14 protein-coding genes are annotated in these 17,209 nt (G+C 39.9%); 10 read left to right on the plus strand and 4 right to left on the minus strand.

Annotated elements, in window-relative coordinates:
• Nucleotides 1-12: 12 nt before the first annotated feature.
• Both BLO34_RS09410 and trkA read right to left on the minus strand, forming a co-directional pair.
• On the minus strand, nt 13-1,509 hold the full coding sequence (locus BLO34_RS09410; RefSeq protein WP_090754744.1) for a TrkH family potassium uptake protein: 1,497 nt from the start codon (nt 1,507-1,509) through the stop codon (nt 13-15).
• Entirely contained in the window at nt 1,509-2,858 is a 1,350-nt protein-coding gene (gene trkA, locus BLO34_RS09415) for a Trk system potassium transporter TrkA (RefSeq protein ID WP_090754746.1), read from the minus strand. The genes BLO34_RS09410 and trkA overlap by 1 nt, the downstream gene beginning before the upstream one ends.
• A 157-nt stretch (nt 2,859-3,015) precedes the next feature.
• Here trkA and ubiE point away from each other — a divergent pair, with 157 nt between their 5' ends.
• Both ubiE and BLO34_RS09425 read left to right on the plus strand, forming a co-directional pair.
• Nucleotides 3,016-3,747: a bifunctional demethylmenaquinone methyltransferase/2-methoxy-6-polyprenyl-1,4-benzoquinol methylase UbiE gene (gene ubiE, locus BLO34_RS09420; RefSeq protein WP_090754748.1), complete on the plus strand. Its 732-nt coding sequence runs from the start codon at nt 3,016-3,018 to the stop codon at nt 3,745-3,747.
• Nucleotides 3,748-3,753: 6 nt separating this feature from the next.
• A complete protein-coding gene (locus tag BLO34_RS09425) occupies nt 3,754-4,452 on the plus strand; it encodes a porin family protein (protein WP_090754750.1) in 699 nt (232 codons plus the stop codon).
• Here the strand turns inward: BLO34_RS09425 and BLO34_RS09430 are convergent.
• Nucleotides 4,439-5,170, minus strand: coding sequence for a TrmH family RNA methyltransferase (locus BLO34_RS09430; protein ID WP_090754752.1), 732 nt, complete (start codon nt 5,168-5,170; stop codon nt 4,439-4,441). The genes BLO34_RS09425 and BLO34_RS09430 overlap by 14 nt on opposite strands.
• Before the next feature lie 27 nt (nt 5,171-5,197).
• Here BLO34_RS09430 and BLO34_RS09435 point away from each other — a divergent pair, with 27 nt between their 5' ends.
• The 6 genes from BLO34_RS09435 to BLO34_RS09460 all read left to right on the plus strand — a co-directional run bounded on the left by BLO34_RS09435 (nt 5,198) and on the right by BLO34_RS09460 (nt 14,475).
• A complete protein-coding gene (locus BLO34_RS09435) occupies nt 5,198-7,750 on the plus strand; it encodes a BamA/TamA family outer membrane protein (protein WP_090754753.1) in 2,553 nt (850 codons plus the stop codon).
• Nucleotides 7,751-8,014: 264 nt separating this feature from the next.
• Nucleotides 8,015-9,082: a class II fructose-bisphosphate aldolase gene (fbaA, locus tag BLO34_RS09440; RefSeq protein WP_090754755.1), complete on the plus strand. Its 1,068-nt coding sequence runs from the start codon at nt 8,015-8,017 to the stop codon at nt 9,080-9,082.
• Nucleotides 9,083-9,200: 118 nt separating this feature from the next.
• The gene (accD, locus tag BLO34_RS09445; RefSeq protein WP_090754758.1) at nt 9,201-10,058 is read left to right on the plus strand and encodes an acetyl-CoA carboxylase, carboxyltransferase subunit beta; all 858 of its coding nucleotides are present in this window, start codon (nt 9,201-9,203) and stop codon (nt 10,056-10,058) included.
• A gap of 267 nt (nt 10,059-10,325) precedes the next feature.
• Nucleotides 10,326-10,595 (plus strand): 30S ribosomal protein S15, encoded by a 270-nt coding sequence (gene rpsO, locus BLO34_RS09450; RefSeq protein ID WP_090754760.1) that lies wholly within the window; start codon nt 10,326-10,328, stop codon nt 10,593-10,595.
• A 173-nt stretch (nt 10,596-10,768) separates the two neighbouring features.
• Nucleotides 10,769-13,024, plus strand: a complete 2,256-nt coding sequence (locus BLO34_RS09455) for a polyribonucleotide nucleotidyltransferase (RefSeq protein ID WP_090754763.1) — start codon at nt 10,769-10,771, stop codon at nt 13,022-13,024.
• 197 nt (nt 13,025-13,221) lie between these two features.
• Nucleotides 13,222-14,475, plus strand: coding sequence for a mechanosensitive ion channel family protein (locus BLO34_RS09460; protein ID WP_090756580.1), 1,254 nt, complete (start codon nt 13,222-13,224; stop codon nt 14,473-14,475).
• Between the two features lie 97 nt (nt 14,476-14,572).
• Here BLO34_RS09460 and BLO34_RS09465 read toward each other — a convergent pair whose 3' ends face one another.
• Complete coding sequence (locus BLO34_RS09465; protein ID WP_157686758.1) at nt 14,573-14,857, minus strand: hypothetical protein; 285 nt, start codon at nt 14,855-14,857, stop codon at nt 14,573-14,575.
• An 81-nt stretch (nt 14,858-14,938) separates the two neighbouring features.
• Between BLO34_RS09465 and rpe the strand changes: the two genes are divergently transcribed.
• Both rpe and mgtE read left to right on the plus strand, forming a co-directional pair.
• A complete protein-coding gene (gene rpe, locus BLO34_RS09470; RefSeq protein ID WP_090754767.1) occupies nt 14,939-15,601 on the plus strand; it encodes a ribulose-phosphate 3-epimerase in 663 nt (220 codons plus the stop codon).
• 160 nt (nt 15,602-15,761) lie between these two features.
• A complete protein-coding gene (gene mgtE, locus BLO34_RS09475) occupies nt 15,762-17,111 on the plus strand; it encodes a magnesium transporter (protein WP_090754769.1) in 1,350 nt (449 codons plus the stop codon).
• The last annotated feature ends 98 nt before the right edge of the window (nt 17,112-17,209 follow it).

Raw genomic sequence — 17,209 nt, forward strand, 5'->3', positions numbered from 1 at the left:
TTTGATTTTTCTCTACCTATTCCTCCAAAAGAATGGAGTCAGCAAGATTAGAACAGTGAACAATTCCAGTCGGCCAATGAGCATCAAAAATGAACACCACCATTTACCCAGATCGGGCAAGCCGGCAAAGTTGTTTATTGGAGATAAATCACCAAAAGCAGGTCCAACGTTACCTAAACTACTAAGCGCTCCACCTATAGCGGTATCAAAATCCAACCCTAAAGCCGCGAGTCCTACTGACCCTACTATAAAGGACAACATGTATAGAATAAAGAAGCCTAGTATATTAAATACAATATTGCTGGAAAGAGCCTTGCCGTTGTAACGTACCGGTAAAATGGCATTGGGATGAAGCGTGCGTTTGAACTCCATGATACCATTACGTATCAAGATAATATGTCTCATAACTTTAATACCGCCAGATGTGGATCCAGCACTACCACCTAAAAAGAATAAACCAAAAAACATGATGGTCAAAAAGGGTGTCCACATCGTATAATCTGCAGATACAAATCCAGTAGTGGTAATTACCGCTAAAACTTGAAAAAAGGAATGTCTAACCGCACTTTCCAATTCACCCCAAACCATGGGATGTGCAATGGAAGATACCGATACATCTGCTTGCGTATAAATAAGAACAGCTCCAATAATAGAGAAGCCTAGCACAAAGCTTGCATACCATTTAAACTCGGTATCTTGATATATCTTTTTGAATTGACCTTTGAAACCAAAGTAACTTAAGACAAAGTTCATCCCAGCAATAAACATGAAAAAGGTAATAATCCATTGAATCCAAGGATTGTCGTTCCAGTAGGCAATACTCGCATTCTTGGTAGAAAACCCACCAGTAGATAAAGTGCTCATGGCATGGTTGACGGCATCAAACCAGCCCATTCCTGCTATTTTGAGCAGTACAGCCTCAATACCTGTAAAGCTTACATAGATAAGCCATAGTCTTTTGGCTGTATCTGTAATTCTGGGATGGAGTTTATCCGCACTTGGGCCTGGAGCTTCGGCAGCAAAAAGCTGCATACCGCCTATTCCCAATAATGGTAATATGGCTACCGCGAGAACAATAATTCCCATACCACCTATCCAGTGCGTTGTACTGCGCCAGAAGAGAACACCTTTAGGCATGATCTCAATATCATTCATGATGCTGGCTCCTGTAGTTGTAAAACCACTCATGGTTTCAAAAAAAGCATCTGTATAATTACCTATCGCACCAGTAAATAAGTAAGGCATGGTTCCAGCCAATGCCATGAATAACCAACCTAATGTCACAATGAGGTAACCTTCTTTTTTACCTAATTCTTTGATGTGCTGTCTAGTCACTAACATCAAAACAGAACCTAGGGAAATAGCTACAACTGCAGCTAGAAGAATCTCTAAAGCCTCGTCCTCTCCATAAAAAGCGCTAACTAATGAACCCAATGACATAAAACCACCGTTAAAAACCAACAGTAGTCCCATGATATAAATAATAATCTTATAATTGAGTCTTAGCATTATTGGAAAAGTTTTTCCACTTTGGAAATAGAGCGCGGCAAACAACACACCACTACTCTGTCACCAGCTTTTATGGTGAAATCGCCCAAAACTATATTACCTTTTCCGTCACGAATTACGCCACCTATGATCGCACTACGTGGCACATTGACTTCTATGATTTGTTTGTTACACAAGGCGCTTTTTTCCTTAACGATAAACTCGAGTAGCTCTGCATTCATATTGTTGAGCTTTGTCATAGCCACCACTTCGCCCTTACGTATGTATCTAAAGATATTATTTGCTGCAAGAAGTTTCTTGTTTATCAACGTGTCAATTCCTATACTGTGAGACAGCTGGAAATAATCCATATTCTCTACCAGAGAGATCGTTTTGCGCACACTCTTACTTTTTGCCATTAGGCAAGAAATAATATTGGTTTCGCTATTTCCAGTCACAGCAATAAAAGCATCCATTTCATGAATACTTTCTTCCTGTAGAAGCTCAACGTTTCGGCCATCTCCGCTGATGACAAGAACTTCTGGTAATTTATCTGCTAGATCAAAGGCTTTATCTGGATCAATTTCTACCAGCTTCACATTCATCCCTGCTTCAGAAAGATTGCGTGCACTTTGTTCCCCTATGTTACTACCACCTAGAATCATGACATTTTTCATGGTCCTGCGTGTTTTTCCTGTCAGTTTATACAATTCATCCACACCACCTGTCGTAGTAATAAAGTATACCTGATCACCTTCTTTAAACTGTGTATCACCGCGCGGTATCAATGTGTATTGCGTACCAAAACGCTGGATCGCAATAGGCATAAAATGAACTTCTGGAAAAATCTCGCCAGCTTCCTGTACTGATTTTCCAACAAACTGCGCCGTACGTGTTAAGTTAACGCCTACCATAGTCAATGCACCATCCTCAAATTCGTAGCTATCATTAAAGGCACTTTGATTGAGAAGTAATTCAATTTCCTTACTGGCTAGGGACTCTGGAGAAATTAATTCATCGATCCCAAATCCTTTAAAACCAACAGCTTGCTCTGCATCAAGAAATTCTGTATTTGAAATTCTCGCAATCGTTCGCTTTGCACCCAATTGTTTTGCCAGAACGCCTATCGTGATGTTGATCGCCTCGCTACTGCTTACCGCAATAACCAGATCTGCCTGGCCTACGTTAGAATCCTTGAGCGTTTTAATAGATGTGGCGTCACCTCTCAATGTCCTGATATCCAGATGGGTATCTGCATAATGTAGATTTTCTTTTACGGGATCTATAAGCGTGATATCTTGAGACTCATAAGAGAGCAGCTTAGCTAGGTGAAATCCTACCTCGCCAGCGCCAGCTATAATGATTTTCATAAAATCGTTTCTGTGGAATTCAAATATACCAATAAGGTCATAATAAGGTAAGAAAGTACCTCTAATAATACGGTGATGGTTGATAAGTACGCTTTCGCGAAAGCGAAATAACAATTTCCTCACTGCTCCATTGTATCTTTGGCACAAACCACAAAACGTGTCTGAACAAGTAAAACCAAATCAAGACAACGAGGCTAGCAAGAAAGAGCAGGTCACGCAAATGTTTGATACCATAAGCGGTGAATATGACGGCCTTAACCGTATGATTTCATTGGGACTGGATCAAAAATGGCGTGATAATGTGGTAGAAATGGTAGCTGCCCATAAACCAGATACGATCATGGATATCGCGACTGGTACTGGCGATCTAGTGATTAAAATGGCTGAAAAAACCAAAGCTTCCAGACTGGTAGGACTTGATATTTCTAGCGGTATGCTTGAGGTAGGTAAAATTAAAGTCAAGAAAGAGCAGCTGGATGACCGCATTGAAATGGTGCTGGGCGATTCTGAAAACCTACAGTTTGATGATCAGACTTTTGACGCTATAACCGTCTCTTATGGTGTACGTAATTTTGAAGATCTAGAAAAAGGACTTGCTGAAATCTTACGGGTATTGAAACCCGGTGGTATTCTGGTCATTCTTGAAACCAGCGTCCCGCAAAAATTCCCATTCAAACAAGGCTATTACGTGTATAGTAATCTAGTCGTTCCTACTTTAGGAAAGATTTTTTCAAAGGATCGCAAGGCTTATGGATACCTTTCAAAAAGTGCCTCTAAATTTCCTTATGGAGAGCGATTCAACAATATTTTAAAGAAAGTTGGGTTTAAAGACGTGGAGAGTTCCTTACAATTTCATGGTGCCTCTACTATTTATAAAGCCATTAAATAATTACTGTTGAGAACAACCTTTTTTATTCTTGCCTGCTTAATAGGTTCTATTGCTACAGCACAACTTTTCACGAAGGAACGTATCAAGAATCGGGAGAATTTTGATAAGCAGATACTGACTTTTGGCTTTTATATGGGTCTCAATACTTATGACTATAAATTTGATTACAATGAGATTGTCGACGAGATTCAAACCGAAAAGACTGCCGGATTTAATGTAGGCGTGTTGAGTGATTTGAGAATCAACGAATATTTAAATCTTAGGTTTGAACCTGGTGTTGCATTTGTACAACGCAATTTGTTTTTTACTGACCCATCGTTCAATTCTCCTGAACAATTCATACGAGAAGTAAGCTCTACTTATATCCAGCTTCCCATACTGCTTAAAGTTTCCACTAAAAGATTGAACAATTTTAAGCCGTTTGTAATAGGTGGCGCTTCTTATTCACACAATCTTTCCAGTAATGAGGAAAATCCTGATGATAATAGCGCTGGACAATTCCGTCAGAAAACGGGTGTTTTCAATTATGAAATGGGTTTAGGCGTGGATCTTTATCTTCCCTATTTTAAATTTACACCATCCATTAGAGGTGTTTTTGCAATAACGGATGAACTGGTAAGAGATGAAAATCCAGACAGTCCATATACTGGTAGTGTAGACAGCATGCTGTCCAGAGGAATTTTTCTAAACTTTACATTCCAGTAAACCTGCGCCATTCTGCCAGGACAATTCCTGTTGCAGTAGCTACATTGAGACTTTCGGTTTTAATGCCATCTGAGCTGTATTGAGGGATTGATATTTTTGTGCCTAGTTGCATGATCTCAGTTGAGATACCGTGTGATTCACTGCCCATCACTAAGATTCCATCTGTAGGCATTTTCTTTTCATAAATGCTCTGTTCGCTCATGGCGGTAACAAAAATGGGTAGCTGGGTATCCTTGAGGAATGTCTCCAATTCTACGTAGTGTAGTTGCACGCGAGCGATCGAACCCATGGTCGCCTGAATACATTTGGGGTTGTACAGATCAACAGTGTTTGAATTACACACGATATGCTCGACATTGAACCAGTCAGCGAGCCGCACGATAGTTCCTAGATTTCCCGGATCTTGAATATTATCAAGTGCTAGAATAAGACCCCTTTCAGGAATTTCCTGAGTTTTCAACATCTTGACAATGGCTAGGTATCCTGGTGGCGTTTTCAGGTTTGAGATGGATTTCATCTCAGCAATTGATATAATTTCTGGATTGAGATCATGCAGCTTATTGGCTTCTTTAGTGACGTAGATTTCTTCCACACTAAGACCTGCATTTTTGAGTTCTCTAATAGATTTATAACCTTCTACAACAAATGACTGCATCTCTTCCCGATTCTTTTTACGAGTCAGGCTTTTGATCTGTTTAATTTTGTTTTTGGTAATCATTATCATCGTATTTTTGGGCCGCTACCTATGGAATTAAAAAGACTTCACACAAAAATAGGCTTAATTGTAACGCTTATTCTTTTTTCAGTATCCTGTAGTACGATCAAGCGAGTTCCAGACGGTAGAAAACTTCTCATTGAGAACAATATTATTGTAGACAGTCTACCTCCTGAAAATGATAGAGTAGCTAATCTACCAGAGCAACGTCCCAATCAAGGAATAGGTCTTTTTCCACTTAGACTTCACATTTACAACCTCGCCAGACCGCATCGCGATTCCATTTATCTAAAATGGATGCAGAACAATCCCAAGCAACTTGAGAGAAGGAATGACCTGCTTTCTGAAAAGCAAACCATGCAGCTGGGTGAAGGATTAGTAGCTTTTAACCAATGGCTCAAACGTACCGGCCAGGCTCCAGTGTTAGTAGATGAAAACCTAAGCAAAAAATCTTCTGAGAGATTAAGACAATGGTACTGGAATCAAGGATGGTTCAACACTGAAGTTGACGAGGAAATTGTAGATGCCAAGCGTGAAAAGCGAGCTCGAGTCAATTATTATGTACAGCGGCATCAACCTTACATCGTTGATAGTATCAATCGCAATATTCCAACGCTAGCCATTGACTCGTTATATGAAGCTAACAAAGGCTCTAGCCTTTTGGAATCTGGTAGACAATATTTTACCGGAGATATCAATGCAGAGCGCGATCGGCTTTATAAATTATTCCGCAATAATGGAGCGATCCATATGGAAAAAGAGTTCATCAAATTTGAAGGTGACACGGTAAACACAGATCATAAAGCCAACCTTACATTACTAGTGCGCAACAGAGAAGTTGAAGATGCCGATTCCACCATTAGAATACCTTTTCAATTACATAAAATAAGTCAGGTTCACATTATTCCAGATTATGAAAGAGAACTCGATAGTATAGTTCCTGATACCGTTAGTTATAAGGGATATAAAATAATAAGATACAACAAGCTCAAATACAGCAATCGGGTATTAACTGATGCTGTTTTTTTTGAACCCAACTTTTTATACAGAGACATTGATAGAGATAGAACCTATAAGAGAATTACAGAACTAAATAGCTTCTTATATCCCAGTATTTCTTATGTCGAGGATCCCGCAGACACTACAGGCAATAATCTGATAGCAAACATCTCCTTGACTTCTAAGAAAAAGTACAATGTCGTTTTTGGTACTGAAGCTTCTCACAGTAACATTCAGACCTTTGGAGTAGGTTTGAACACATCCTTTTTAGTTAGAAATTTATTTAAGGGCAGTGAACTTTTTAGCCTAACCTTTAGAGGTAATGTAGGTGCGAGTTCCAATAATGCGACTGGAGATTCCAGATTTTTTGACCTTCAAGAATTGGGTGCAGACGCAAGTCTGATATTTCCCAGACTGTTCTTCCCAGCAAATACAGACGGTATCATTCCAAAATATATGTCGCCAGCTACAAATTTGTCACTGGGTTTTGTATCACAAACTAATATAGGCCTGGATCGGCAAAGCGTGACCGGAGCACTAAGCTATCGATGGCAGCAAACACCCATCAAGAATACTAGATTTGATCTAATCAATGCACAATATGTGCGCAATCTAGACCCGCAGGACTTTTTCAATGTATATCAAAGTAGTTACACAAGTCTCAATGATATTGCCATGGATCTGAATATAACAGATCCTCAATACGTTGATATGGAAAACGATCTTACCGTTCCTGAAGGTACCAACCGCTTTATAAATGACGCACTTCAAGGTAACTTCAACACCAATGCTGGTCAATTAGAAGACATCAGGAACATCAATGAACGTCGGGATCGATTGGTACAGAACAATCTAATTATTGCTAGTTCCTACAACTGGATAAGAAACAATAGGCAGGGAATTTATGATGAGGATTATTCAAGATTCAGTGTACGCATTGAAAGTGCTGGAAATCTAATTGCTGGAGTTTCAAGTTTGCTAAATGTAGAGCGCAACGATAATGGGAATCGCAGGGTTTTTGGTGTAGAATATTCCCAATATCTCAAGCCTGAAATAGAATACATCAAGCACTGGGAATATGATGGCGGTAATGTCCTAGCCATAAAAGCCCTAGGTGGGATCGCAGTTCCCTATGGTAACTCTGACAACATTCCATTTATCAGATCATTTTTTGCTGGAGGCCCTAATGATAACCGCGCTTGGCAAGCCTATGAACTAGGACCTGGTAGCACTGGTGGCCTGAATGATTTCAACGTGGCAAACATGAAGCTCGCCTTTAATGCAGAGTATCGTTTCCCAGTTTTGGGAGCTTTTAAAGGAGCTATTTTTACTGATATCGGGAATATTTGGAATGTTGCAGACAGTGAAGAGGACCCCAGAGCAATTTTCAATGAATTTCAAGACCTACAGAATCTTGCCATAGGAACCGGTTTTGGAGTACGGTATGACTTTGGATTTTTTGTCATTCGTTTTGACATAGGTTTCAAAACTTACAATCCAGCTCTTGAAACAGATCGCCGCTGGTTCACAGAATATAATTTTTCAAAATCGGTATTTAATGTAGGTATCAATTACCCATTTTAGACCGATTAAATTTTAATTAAATTTCGCTTTCACTCTGGAAAAGGATGAAAGAAACTAAAATGTAGAAGCGTTAGGGATCGCAGTGAAAATCCTTTTTACAGCAATCCTCATAAAGGAATTGCTGTAAAAAGATTGCAACAAAGAGCCCGACCATCACGCAGGATGCGGGATGGAAACGCCCAAAAACCTTTGTAAGGGTTATAACATTCAACATCCTAGAACAGTAAATTTTTTGCTTACTTTTGTTAGTTCAACACAAAAAATATGAGTCACAATATCAAGCCAGGAGTTGCCACAGGTAACGAAGTTCAAGAAATATTTAATCATGCAAAAGCCAACGGTTATGCGTTGCCAGCGGTAAATGTCATAGGATCCAGCTCTGTAAATGCAGTCATGGAAACAGCGGCAGAACTCAATTCTCCCGTTATTATTCAATATTCCAACGGTGGATCTGTATTCAATGCAGGAAAAGGCTTGAGCAACGAGAACCAGCGTGCAGCTATTTTAGGAGGTATCGCAGGTGCCAAACATGTTCATGAACTAGCTAAGGCTTATGGTGCGACTGTAATTTTACACACAGACCACTGTGCAAAAAATCTATTGCCGTGGGTTGATGGTTTATTGGATGCAAGTGAAGCCCGCTTTCGCGAAACTGGGAAAAGCTTATACTCCTCGCACATGTTAGACCTTAGTGAAGAACCACTAGAAGAGAACATCGAGATCTGTAAAAGATATCTAGAGCGCATGTCAAAAATGGACATGACTCTTGAAATTGAACTTGGGATTACTGGTGGTGAGGAAGATGGTGTCGATAACAGCGATGTGGATGAATCTAAATTATACACACAGCCAGAAGAGGTTGCCTATGCTTATGAAGAGCTAAGCAAGGTGAGCGATAAATTCACTGTCGCAGCAGCATTTGGTAACGTTCACGGAGTATACAAGCCAGGAAACGTAAAACTGACTCCTAAGATCTTGAAGAATTCTCAGGAATATGTGACTAAAAAATATGGAGTTGAGCACAACCACATCGATTTTGTATTCCATGGTGGATCAGGTTCTACACTTGAAGAGATTCGTGAAGCGATAGGCTATGGTGTCATTAAAATGAATATCGATACAGACCTACAATGGGCGTTTGCTGACGGTATTAAAAAATACATGGATAGTAATGATGACTTCCTAAAGACGCAAATAGGTAATTCTACTGGTGCAGATTCACCTAACAAAAAATATTATGACCCACGTAAATGGTTGCGTGTTGGTGAAGAATCTTTCAAGGCTCGTTTGAAACAAGCATTTGAAGATCTTAATAATGTGAACACACTATAATAATTCCGTATTGAGAATTAATAAAATTCTTGATTAGAATAATCACAACAAATTATCTGGAGTAAGATCATTGAACATAAAACTCTGGTCTCATAACTCTGAACTCATAATTACACATATGGCTTGGTTCAAAAGAGAGAAAAAGGGAATTACAACGCCTACAGAGGCTAAGAAAGACACGCCTAAAGGTTTGTGGTACAAGTCACCAACTGGTAAAATCATAGACTCTGAACAACTCAAAAACAACTTTTATGTAAGTCCTGAAGACGGGTACCACGTAAGAATAGGTAGTAAAGAATACTTTGAAATTCTTTTTGACAATAACGAGTTCAAGGAGTTGAATCCAAACATCACCTCTAAGGATCCATTGAAGTTTACGGACACTAAGAAATACTCTGACCGATTAGAAGCAGCTCAAGCCAAAACTGGTTTGAAGGATGCTGTGCGCACAGCAGTAGGAAAGTCAAATGGCCATGAACTTGTGGTTGCCTGCATGGACTTTTCATTCATCGGCGGATCTATGGGTAGCGTTGTAGGAGAAAAAATCGCACGCGCTGCAGACTACTCATTGAAAAATGAGATACCTTTTATGATCATCTCAAAATCTGGAGGTGCTCGTATGATGGAGGCTGCATTGTCATTAATGCAACTAGCCAAAACCAGCTCAAAACTAGCTCAGCTATCAGATGCTGGGATTCCATTTATATCTTTATGTACTGACCCAACGACTGGTGGTACGACAGCATCATTTGCCATGCTAGGTGACATCAATATAGGTGAGCCTGGTGCATTGATTGCATTTGCAGGACCACGAGTAGTACGCGACACCACAGGAAAAGAACTTCCTGAAGGTTTCCAGACTGCAGAATTTTTATTGGAAAAAGGCTTTCTTGACTTTATCGTACCACGTCCACAGTTGAAAAAGAAAGTCAATCAATATCTTGATTTGATCTTGAATCGTAAGATGGTTTCTTAGTTCAGAGTTCAGAGTTCAGAGTTCAGAGTTCAGAGTTCAGAGTTCTAAAGAATGTTTTTTAGTGAATATTAAAATTCATAATAAAGATTTCTGAGATAAATTAACATTAAGCAATTTCTGTTGAACCTTGAGTCATTGTATTTAAGTTTCGATTTTAAATTTAAACTTATACTTAATTTGTATCTTTGCAGCCGCTAAGAGAATGAATCTCAAGGCATCGTCAGATCGACTGACATACATAATATTCATTATTTAAATAATTTTGGCATGTATTTAGCACCAGAAAAAAAGGCTGAAATCCTTTCCAAATACGGAAAGAACCCAGCAGACACAGGTAACACAGACGCACAAGTTGCATTGTTTACCTACCGTATCAACCACCTTACAGAGCACCTTAAGAGAAATCGTCACGACTACAACACAGAACGTAGTCTAGTGAAACTTGTAGGAAAGCGTCGTTCTCTTCTTGATTACAAAATGAAGAAAGACATTGTTGCTTATCGTGAGTTGATTAAGGAACTAGGAATTAGAAAATAATAAATTGGGGACTTCGTGTCCCCTTTTTTGTTTTATACCGCAGCGGTTTATGCTGTTTACGCTTTCGCGAAAGCGTAATAAAAATATCATCGCGACATAACAAAAGCTGGTTTCTCAGTAAGTAAGCGCCTTCTCACCACACACAACTTGAGATTAACGTTTAATACAAACAAATGAAACCACAAGTTTTTAAACAAGTGATCAAGATGGCCAATGGGCCTGACATCACTATTGAAACTGGAGCGCTTGCAAAACAAGCACATGGATCTGTCGTGATCACATGTGGTAAAGCAATGCTTCTAGGAACTGTAGTGTCCAGCTACAAATCTACTGGACTAGATTTTCTTCCACTTACTGTAGACTACCGTGAGAAATTTGCCGCTGCCGGTAAATATCCAGGAGGATTCTTTAAACGTGAGGCACGTCCTAACGATGGTGAGGTTCTTACCATGCGTCTTGTAGATCGTGTACTACGTCCACTTTTCCCAAAAGATTACCATGCAGAGGTTCAAGTAATGATCCAATTAATGTCTCATGACCCAGAGGTTATGCCAGACGCAATGGCTGGTCTTGCGGCGAGTGCTGCAATCCAATTATCTGACCTTCCTTTTGAATGCCCTATTTCTGAAGTACGTGTTGCACGTGTGGATGGAGAGTTTGTCATCAACCCTAGCTATGCTCAATTAGAAGCAGCAGACCTTGAAATGATGATAGGCGCGAGTGCTGATAGCGTGATGATGGTAGAAGGTGAAATGGAAGAGATCAGTGAAGAAGATATGATCGCTGCCATTAAAGCTGCCCATGAAGCTATTAAAGATCAGTGTGCTGCACAAGTAGCTCTAGCTGAAGCTGTTGGCAAAAAAGAGGTACGTGAGTACGAAGGTGAGCGTGAAGACGATGCTATCATGGCAAAAGTTGTCGAGCTTGCTTACCAAAAAGTCTATGACGTAGCCAAACAAGGAAGTGCAAAGCATGAGCGCAGCGCAGCCTTTAGTGAAATCAAAGAAGAAGTAAAAGCGCAATTCTCAGAAGAGGATCAGGCTGAAAACGGAGATCTTATCTCTAAATATTTTAACAAAGCTCACAAGAAAGCGGTACGTGATGTATTGCTCAATGAAGGAATCCGTCTGGATGGTCGTAAGACTACAGACATACGTGATATCTGGTGTGAGGTAGATTATTTACCATCTACTCACGGTAGTGCGATTTTCTCTCGTGGAGAGACTCAAGCACTAGCAACAGTAACACTTGGAACTTCAAGAGATGCCAACATTATCGATATGGCATCACAAGAAGGTGAAGAGCGTTTCTACCTGCATTACAACTTCCCACCATTTTCAACTGGAGAAGCTCGTCCACTACGTGGAACTTCCCGTCGTGAGATAGGTCATGGAAATTTGGCACAACGAGCATTGAAAAGAATGCTTCCAGCAGATCTTCCTTATACGGTAAGAATAGTTTCTGAAGTATTGGAATCTAACGGTTCCTCTTCTATGGCAACGGTTTGTGCTGGTACAATGGCATTGATGGACGCTGGTTTACCTATGAAGAAACCAGTTTCTGGTATCGCTATGGGATTGATAACTGAAGGTGATAAATATGCTGTATTGTCTGATATCCTTGGTGATGAAGATCACTTAGGTGACATGGACTTTAAAGTAACTGGTACCGCAGATGGTATCACTGCTTGTCAAATGGACATTAAGGTAAAAGGACTTTCTTACGAAATCCTAACCAATGCACTAATGCAAGCCAAAGAAGGCCGTATGCACATTCTAGGAAAATTGACTGACACGATTGCCGCTCCTGCTGCAGACGTTAAGCCACATGCTCCTAAGATGGAATCTATGGAGATTGAAGGCAAGTACATTGGTGCCGTAATAGGACCTGGTGGAAAAGTAATTCAAGAATTGCAAAAGGAAACCGATACTACCATCAACATCAAGGAAGAAAACGAGATGGGTATTATTGAGATCGCAGGAACAGACCGTTCTAAGATCGAGGCCGCTCTGGAGCGTATACAGAACATCATTTTTGAACCAACAGTTGGCGAGATCTACCATGTAAAAGTGGTAAAGATGCTTGACTTTGGTGCTGTAGTTGAATTCAAGCCTGGTAAGGAAACTTTGCTTCATGTAAGTGAGTTTGATTACAAGCGTATTGAAGATCCTTCTACCATATTAAGTGTAGGTGATACTCTTGATGTGAAGTACATGGGTGTTGATCCACGTACTAAGAAGCAAAAAGTTTCTCGTAAAGAAACGTTGCCTAAGCCAGAAGGCTGGACAGAACGTCCACCACGCAAACGTGAAGATCGTAACGATCGTAGCCGTGGTCGTGATGACCGCCGTAGTAGTGGAAGACGCGATGACCGTAGATCTGACGATCGCCCACGCCGCAGCAATGATGACAATAAATCTGAAGAATAGATCATTTGTCATCCTGAATTGTCACACTGAGCTTGTCGAAGTGTCGTTTCAGGATCTTATTTGATATAGTTCCTCAATCAAAAATGCCTCTTGAAATTCAAGAGGCATTTTTTATTTCACTTTTAATAAATATAAATGAAAACCATCATAGGCGGGATTGTGAACTAATCACTCTAATTTTGCCGTAAATCTTGATGATGATAGAATACAGAAGATCGATTTATGAGTGGCTTAGAGAAGATCTTGGCTGGGATAGAAATCTAGCAGAATTAGGTAATATCCTAGTAATAGGTTTGCTATTTGCCATTGCTTTATTTGTGATTTATTGGGGCACGAGACGTGTTATTCTCACATTATTTAAAGCATTTTCAAAACGTACACAAACTCAATTTGACGACCTATTGTTGAAGCATGGGGCGCCACGTCTTCTATCTTTGGTAATCCCTGTTGTTTTACTAAATAAAAGCACCTCACTAATCTTTCTTGATTACCCTAGGCTTGAATCTGTCTTTCAAACCTTATTATGGGTGATTTTAGTTTTCTTGATAATTTTCATTTTTAGAAGTGTATTACGTACGATAAATGAATTCTTGAAGCTGACTGTCAGATTTAAAGACAAGCCTATTGATAGTTATATACAGGTGATCATGCTAGTATTATGGGTACTTGCTCTAGCATCAATCCTTGCCATAGTTGCAAACATTGAATTCATCAAATTCTTCACGACGCTGGGAGCTGCATCTGCTATTTTGTTATTAATTTTTAAGGATACCATTTTAGGATTTGTGGCTAGTATTCAAGTTTCTATCAATGACACAGTCCGTATAGGCGACTGGATCACTATGGACAAATATGGTGCTGATGGTGAGGTTTTACAAATCAATCTATCTACGGTAATGGTGCAAAACTTTGATAACACAATTACAAACCTACCCACATTTGCGCTAATCTCTGACGCCTACAAGAACTGGCGCGGTATGACAGACTCTGGTGGCCGACGCATCAAACGTGCGATCATTATTAAGTCAAAAAGCATACGTTATCTGCAAGATCGCGATATAGCCGAATTACAAAAAATAGGCTTGATTAAAGATTACCTCAAATCCAGACAGACAGAGATTAGTAATTACAACGAACAACATTCCATCGATAAAACGGTGCTGATCAATGGTCGCAACCTTACCAATATTGGTGTTTTCAGAAAATATCTTCAAGAGTATGTGCAAGGACACTCTGCCATTAATAAGGAAATGACCATTATGATCAGGCAATTACCGCCTACTTCTCAAGGTATGCCATTAGAGATCTATGCCTTTAGTAGCGATAAACGCTGGGCAAATTATGAATATATTATGGCAGATATATTTGATCATGCCCTTGCAGCGGTACCTTATTTTGATTTGGAGATTTTTGAATTTGACACCAGGTTAACCTCTGTGAGTGCTATTTAAGATCGAAATTAATAAGCTTGATCTATAAAAATCATTGCATTTTATAAAGAATGCAGGAAATACTGTAATAAGTTCGCTTTCGCGAAAGCGTAAACCACTACAAGAAATGTAAATATATCCAGTAACCTACAAAACCAATGACTAAGGTCAACGTTATAACACGCACGACTAAAAGTTTGCGCTGGCCTAACCGATAAACCTCTCTTATTCTCAGAATATCAACGCCTATGAGAGCTATTCCTAAAACTAAATAAATCCATTTTTGGGTTTGGAAAGGAAACGTATCCTTCATGAAGAAGAATACTAATATCACGAGCAATACCGCCATAGAGGCGATGTTCAATTTATTAATGTAAGAGCGTGATTCAGGTCGTGAAGCCATAGGTTTCATTTATTTGGATATTATAAAGATAAGATTCGGTAAAGGGTTTACAGAACTTTTATCTTTGCAAAAACACTCTTCATTATGTCAAAACTTATTGCTCCATCTGTTCTTGCCGCTGACTTTGCTAACCTGCAACGCGACTGTGAAATGTTGAATCGTAGTGATGCAGACTGGTTCCACATCGACATTATGGACGGTGTTTTTGTACCTAATATATCTTTTGGGATGCCTGTATTGCGTGACATAGTAAAGCATGCCACTAAAACCATCGATTGTCATTTGATGATCGTTGATCCAGATCGATATGTAAAGACCTTTGCAGATCTAGGTTGTGATATTCTTACCGTTCATTTTGAAGCCTGTACGCACCTGCACCGCACGCTCCAAAACATTAAGGCTAACGGTATGAAAGCTGGTGTGGCGCTTAATCCGCATACTAGTGTTGATCATTTGAAGGACACGATCAAAGATATTGATCTGGTTTGTGTGATGAGTGTAAATCCTGGTTTTGGCGGGCAAAGCTTTATCGAGAATACCTATGACAAAGTCAAAGAATTGAAAGAATTGATCAAAAGTAAAAGTGCGTCTACACAAATTGAGATTGATGGTGGCGTGACTGATAAAAATGCCAAGCAACTCATTGATGCCGGCGCAGATGTTCTTGTGGCTGGTAGCTACGTATTCAAGTCTGCTGATCAAGAAAAAACAATCAAAGAATTAAGGCAACTGGCCAACTCATAGTGCTGGATTCATTCCAATAATTCTAGCTCCAGTACTTTTTATTCTAGTTGATTCCATTACGTTGTAATTAGCTATAGTGAAAATTTCAACTTAAAATCCAATTCTTAGTTCCTATCGGGAATCCAATTATATTTGTGGATAAGTAACCCTTTCTATTTCTATGCAATTCCAACTTACAGAAGATTTTATTGACGACCTGCAGCAACTGATTGATCAGAATGAGGCTGGTCAGGTAAAATCGATTTTGGAAGACTTGCACTTTGCAGACATTGCAGAGATCATCGACGACCTCAATCTGGAAGCGGCCATATTTGTGGTCAAATTGCTGGACAGCGAGACCACTTCAGAAGCTCTGATGGAGCTGGATGAAGATCAGCGTGATCGCATTTTAGGTGCATTGTCACCTCAAGAAATCGCAGACGAGCTGGAAGAAATGGATACTGATGATGCCGCAGATATCCTTAACGAACTTTCTGACGAGCGAGCGCAGGAGATCATAAGCGCCATGGCAGATGAGGAACACGTGGAAAACATCGTGGACCTATTGCGCTATGATGATAATAGCGCTGGTGGATTGATGGCCAAAGAACTCGTAAAAGTCAACGAGAACTGGACCGTTACCGGTTGTGTGAGCGAGATGCGCGCACAAGCCGAAAATGTGACTCGGGTTCATTCTATTTATGTAGTCGATAACAACCAGAAACTCAAAGGACGCCTTTCTTTGAAAGACCTTCTAACAAGTGCAGAGAATACTCCAATCAAAGAAGTTTATATTCCTAAAGTTGACTACGTAACGGTCAACACAACCGGAGAAGAAGTGGCGCGCATCATGCGTAAGTATGACCTAGAAGCCATTCCCGTAGTGGACGAATTGGACAGACTCGTGGGTCGTGTCACCATCGACGATATTGTAGATTTCATCACAGAAGAAGCCGAAAAGGATTACCAACTCGCCTCTGGTATCTCACAGGACGTTGAGGCAAATGATAGCATCTGGGAACTTACCAGAGCACGATTACCATGGTTGGTTTTGGGACTTTTTGGTGGTATAGGCGCCGCATTTATCATGGGCCTTTTTGAGCCACTAATGGAACAGCATGCCATTCTATTCCTCTTCACGCCTTTAATTGCGGCCATGGCAGGAAATGTAGGTGTACAATCCAGCGCGATTATTGTGCAGGGAATTGCTAATGATGATTTGAAGGGAAGTATTGGGAATCGCTTGATTAAAGAAGTGTTACTTGCAATGCTCAACGGTTTGATTCTGGGTATTTTACTTTATGGATATACTTATTTTACTAAAGGTGACTTATTGGTTTCCGCTGCTATTTCTACGGCCTTGTTTGTTGTGATTATTGTGGCTGGTTTGATAGGCACATCAGTTCCTATTATCCTTCATAAACGCGGTATCGACCCGGCACTCGCCACTGGTCCATTTATCACAACCAGCAATGATATTTGCGGGATCTTGATTTATTTTATGCTCGCAAAAGTGATTATAGGTATTTAGTGTGATGGTCTCGCTTTCGCGAAAGCGAACTCATTTTAACGCTCTTTTTTAAGAATTAGATTTTGGAAACTTATTAAATTCCTAACAGGCTGTTTCTA

The organism is Nonlabens sp. Hel1_33_55, assembly GCF_900101765.1.
Classification (GTDB): domain Bacteria; phylum Bacteroidota; class Bacteroidia; order Flavobacteriales; family Flavobacteriaceae; genus Nonlabens.

Coding starts and splice junctions, on each gene's coding strand:
- BLO34_RS09430 (WP_090754752.1), bottom strand. CDS start 5,170: ATGATTACCAAAAACAAAATTAAACAGATCAAAAGCCTGACTCGTAAA.
- BLO34_RS09455 (WP_090754763.1), top strand. CDS start 10,769: ATGAAACCACAAGTTTTTAAACAAGTGATCAAGATGGCCAATGGGCCT.
- BLO34_RS09460 (WP_090756580.1), top strand. CDS start 13,222: ATGATAGAATACAGAAGATCGATTTATGAGTGGCTTAGAGAAGATCTT.
- BLO34_RS09465 (WP_157686758.1), bottom strand. CDS start 14,857: ATGGCTTCACGACCTGAATCACGCTCTTACATTAATAAATTGAACATC.
- BLO34_RS09410 (WP_090754744.1), bottom strand. CDS start 1,509: ATGCTAAGACTCAATTATAAGATTATTATTTATATCATGGGACTACTG.
- trkA (WP_090754746.1), bottom strand. CDS start 2,858: ATGAAAATCATTATAGCTGGCGCTGGCGAGGTAGGATTTCACCTAGCT.
- fbaA (WP_090754755.1), top strand. CDS start 8,015: ATGAGTCACAATATCAAGCCAGGAGTTGCCACAGGTAACGAAGTTCAA.
- mgtE (WP_090754769.1), top strand. CDS start 15,762: ATGCAATTCCAACTTACAGAAGATTTTATTGACGACCTGCAGCAACTG.
- BLO34_RS09435 (WP_090754753.1), top strand. CDS start 5,198: ATGGAATTAAAAAGACTTCACACAAAAATAGGCTTAATTGTAACGCTT.
- accD (WP_090754758.1), top strand. CDS start 9,201: ATGGCTTGGTTCAAAAGAGAGAAAAAGGGAATTACAACGCCTACAGAG.
- rpsO (WP_090754760.1), top strand. CDS start 10,326: ATGTATTTAGCACCAGAAAAAAAGGCTGAAATCCTTTCCAAATACGGA.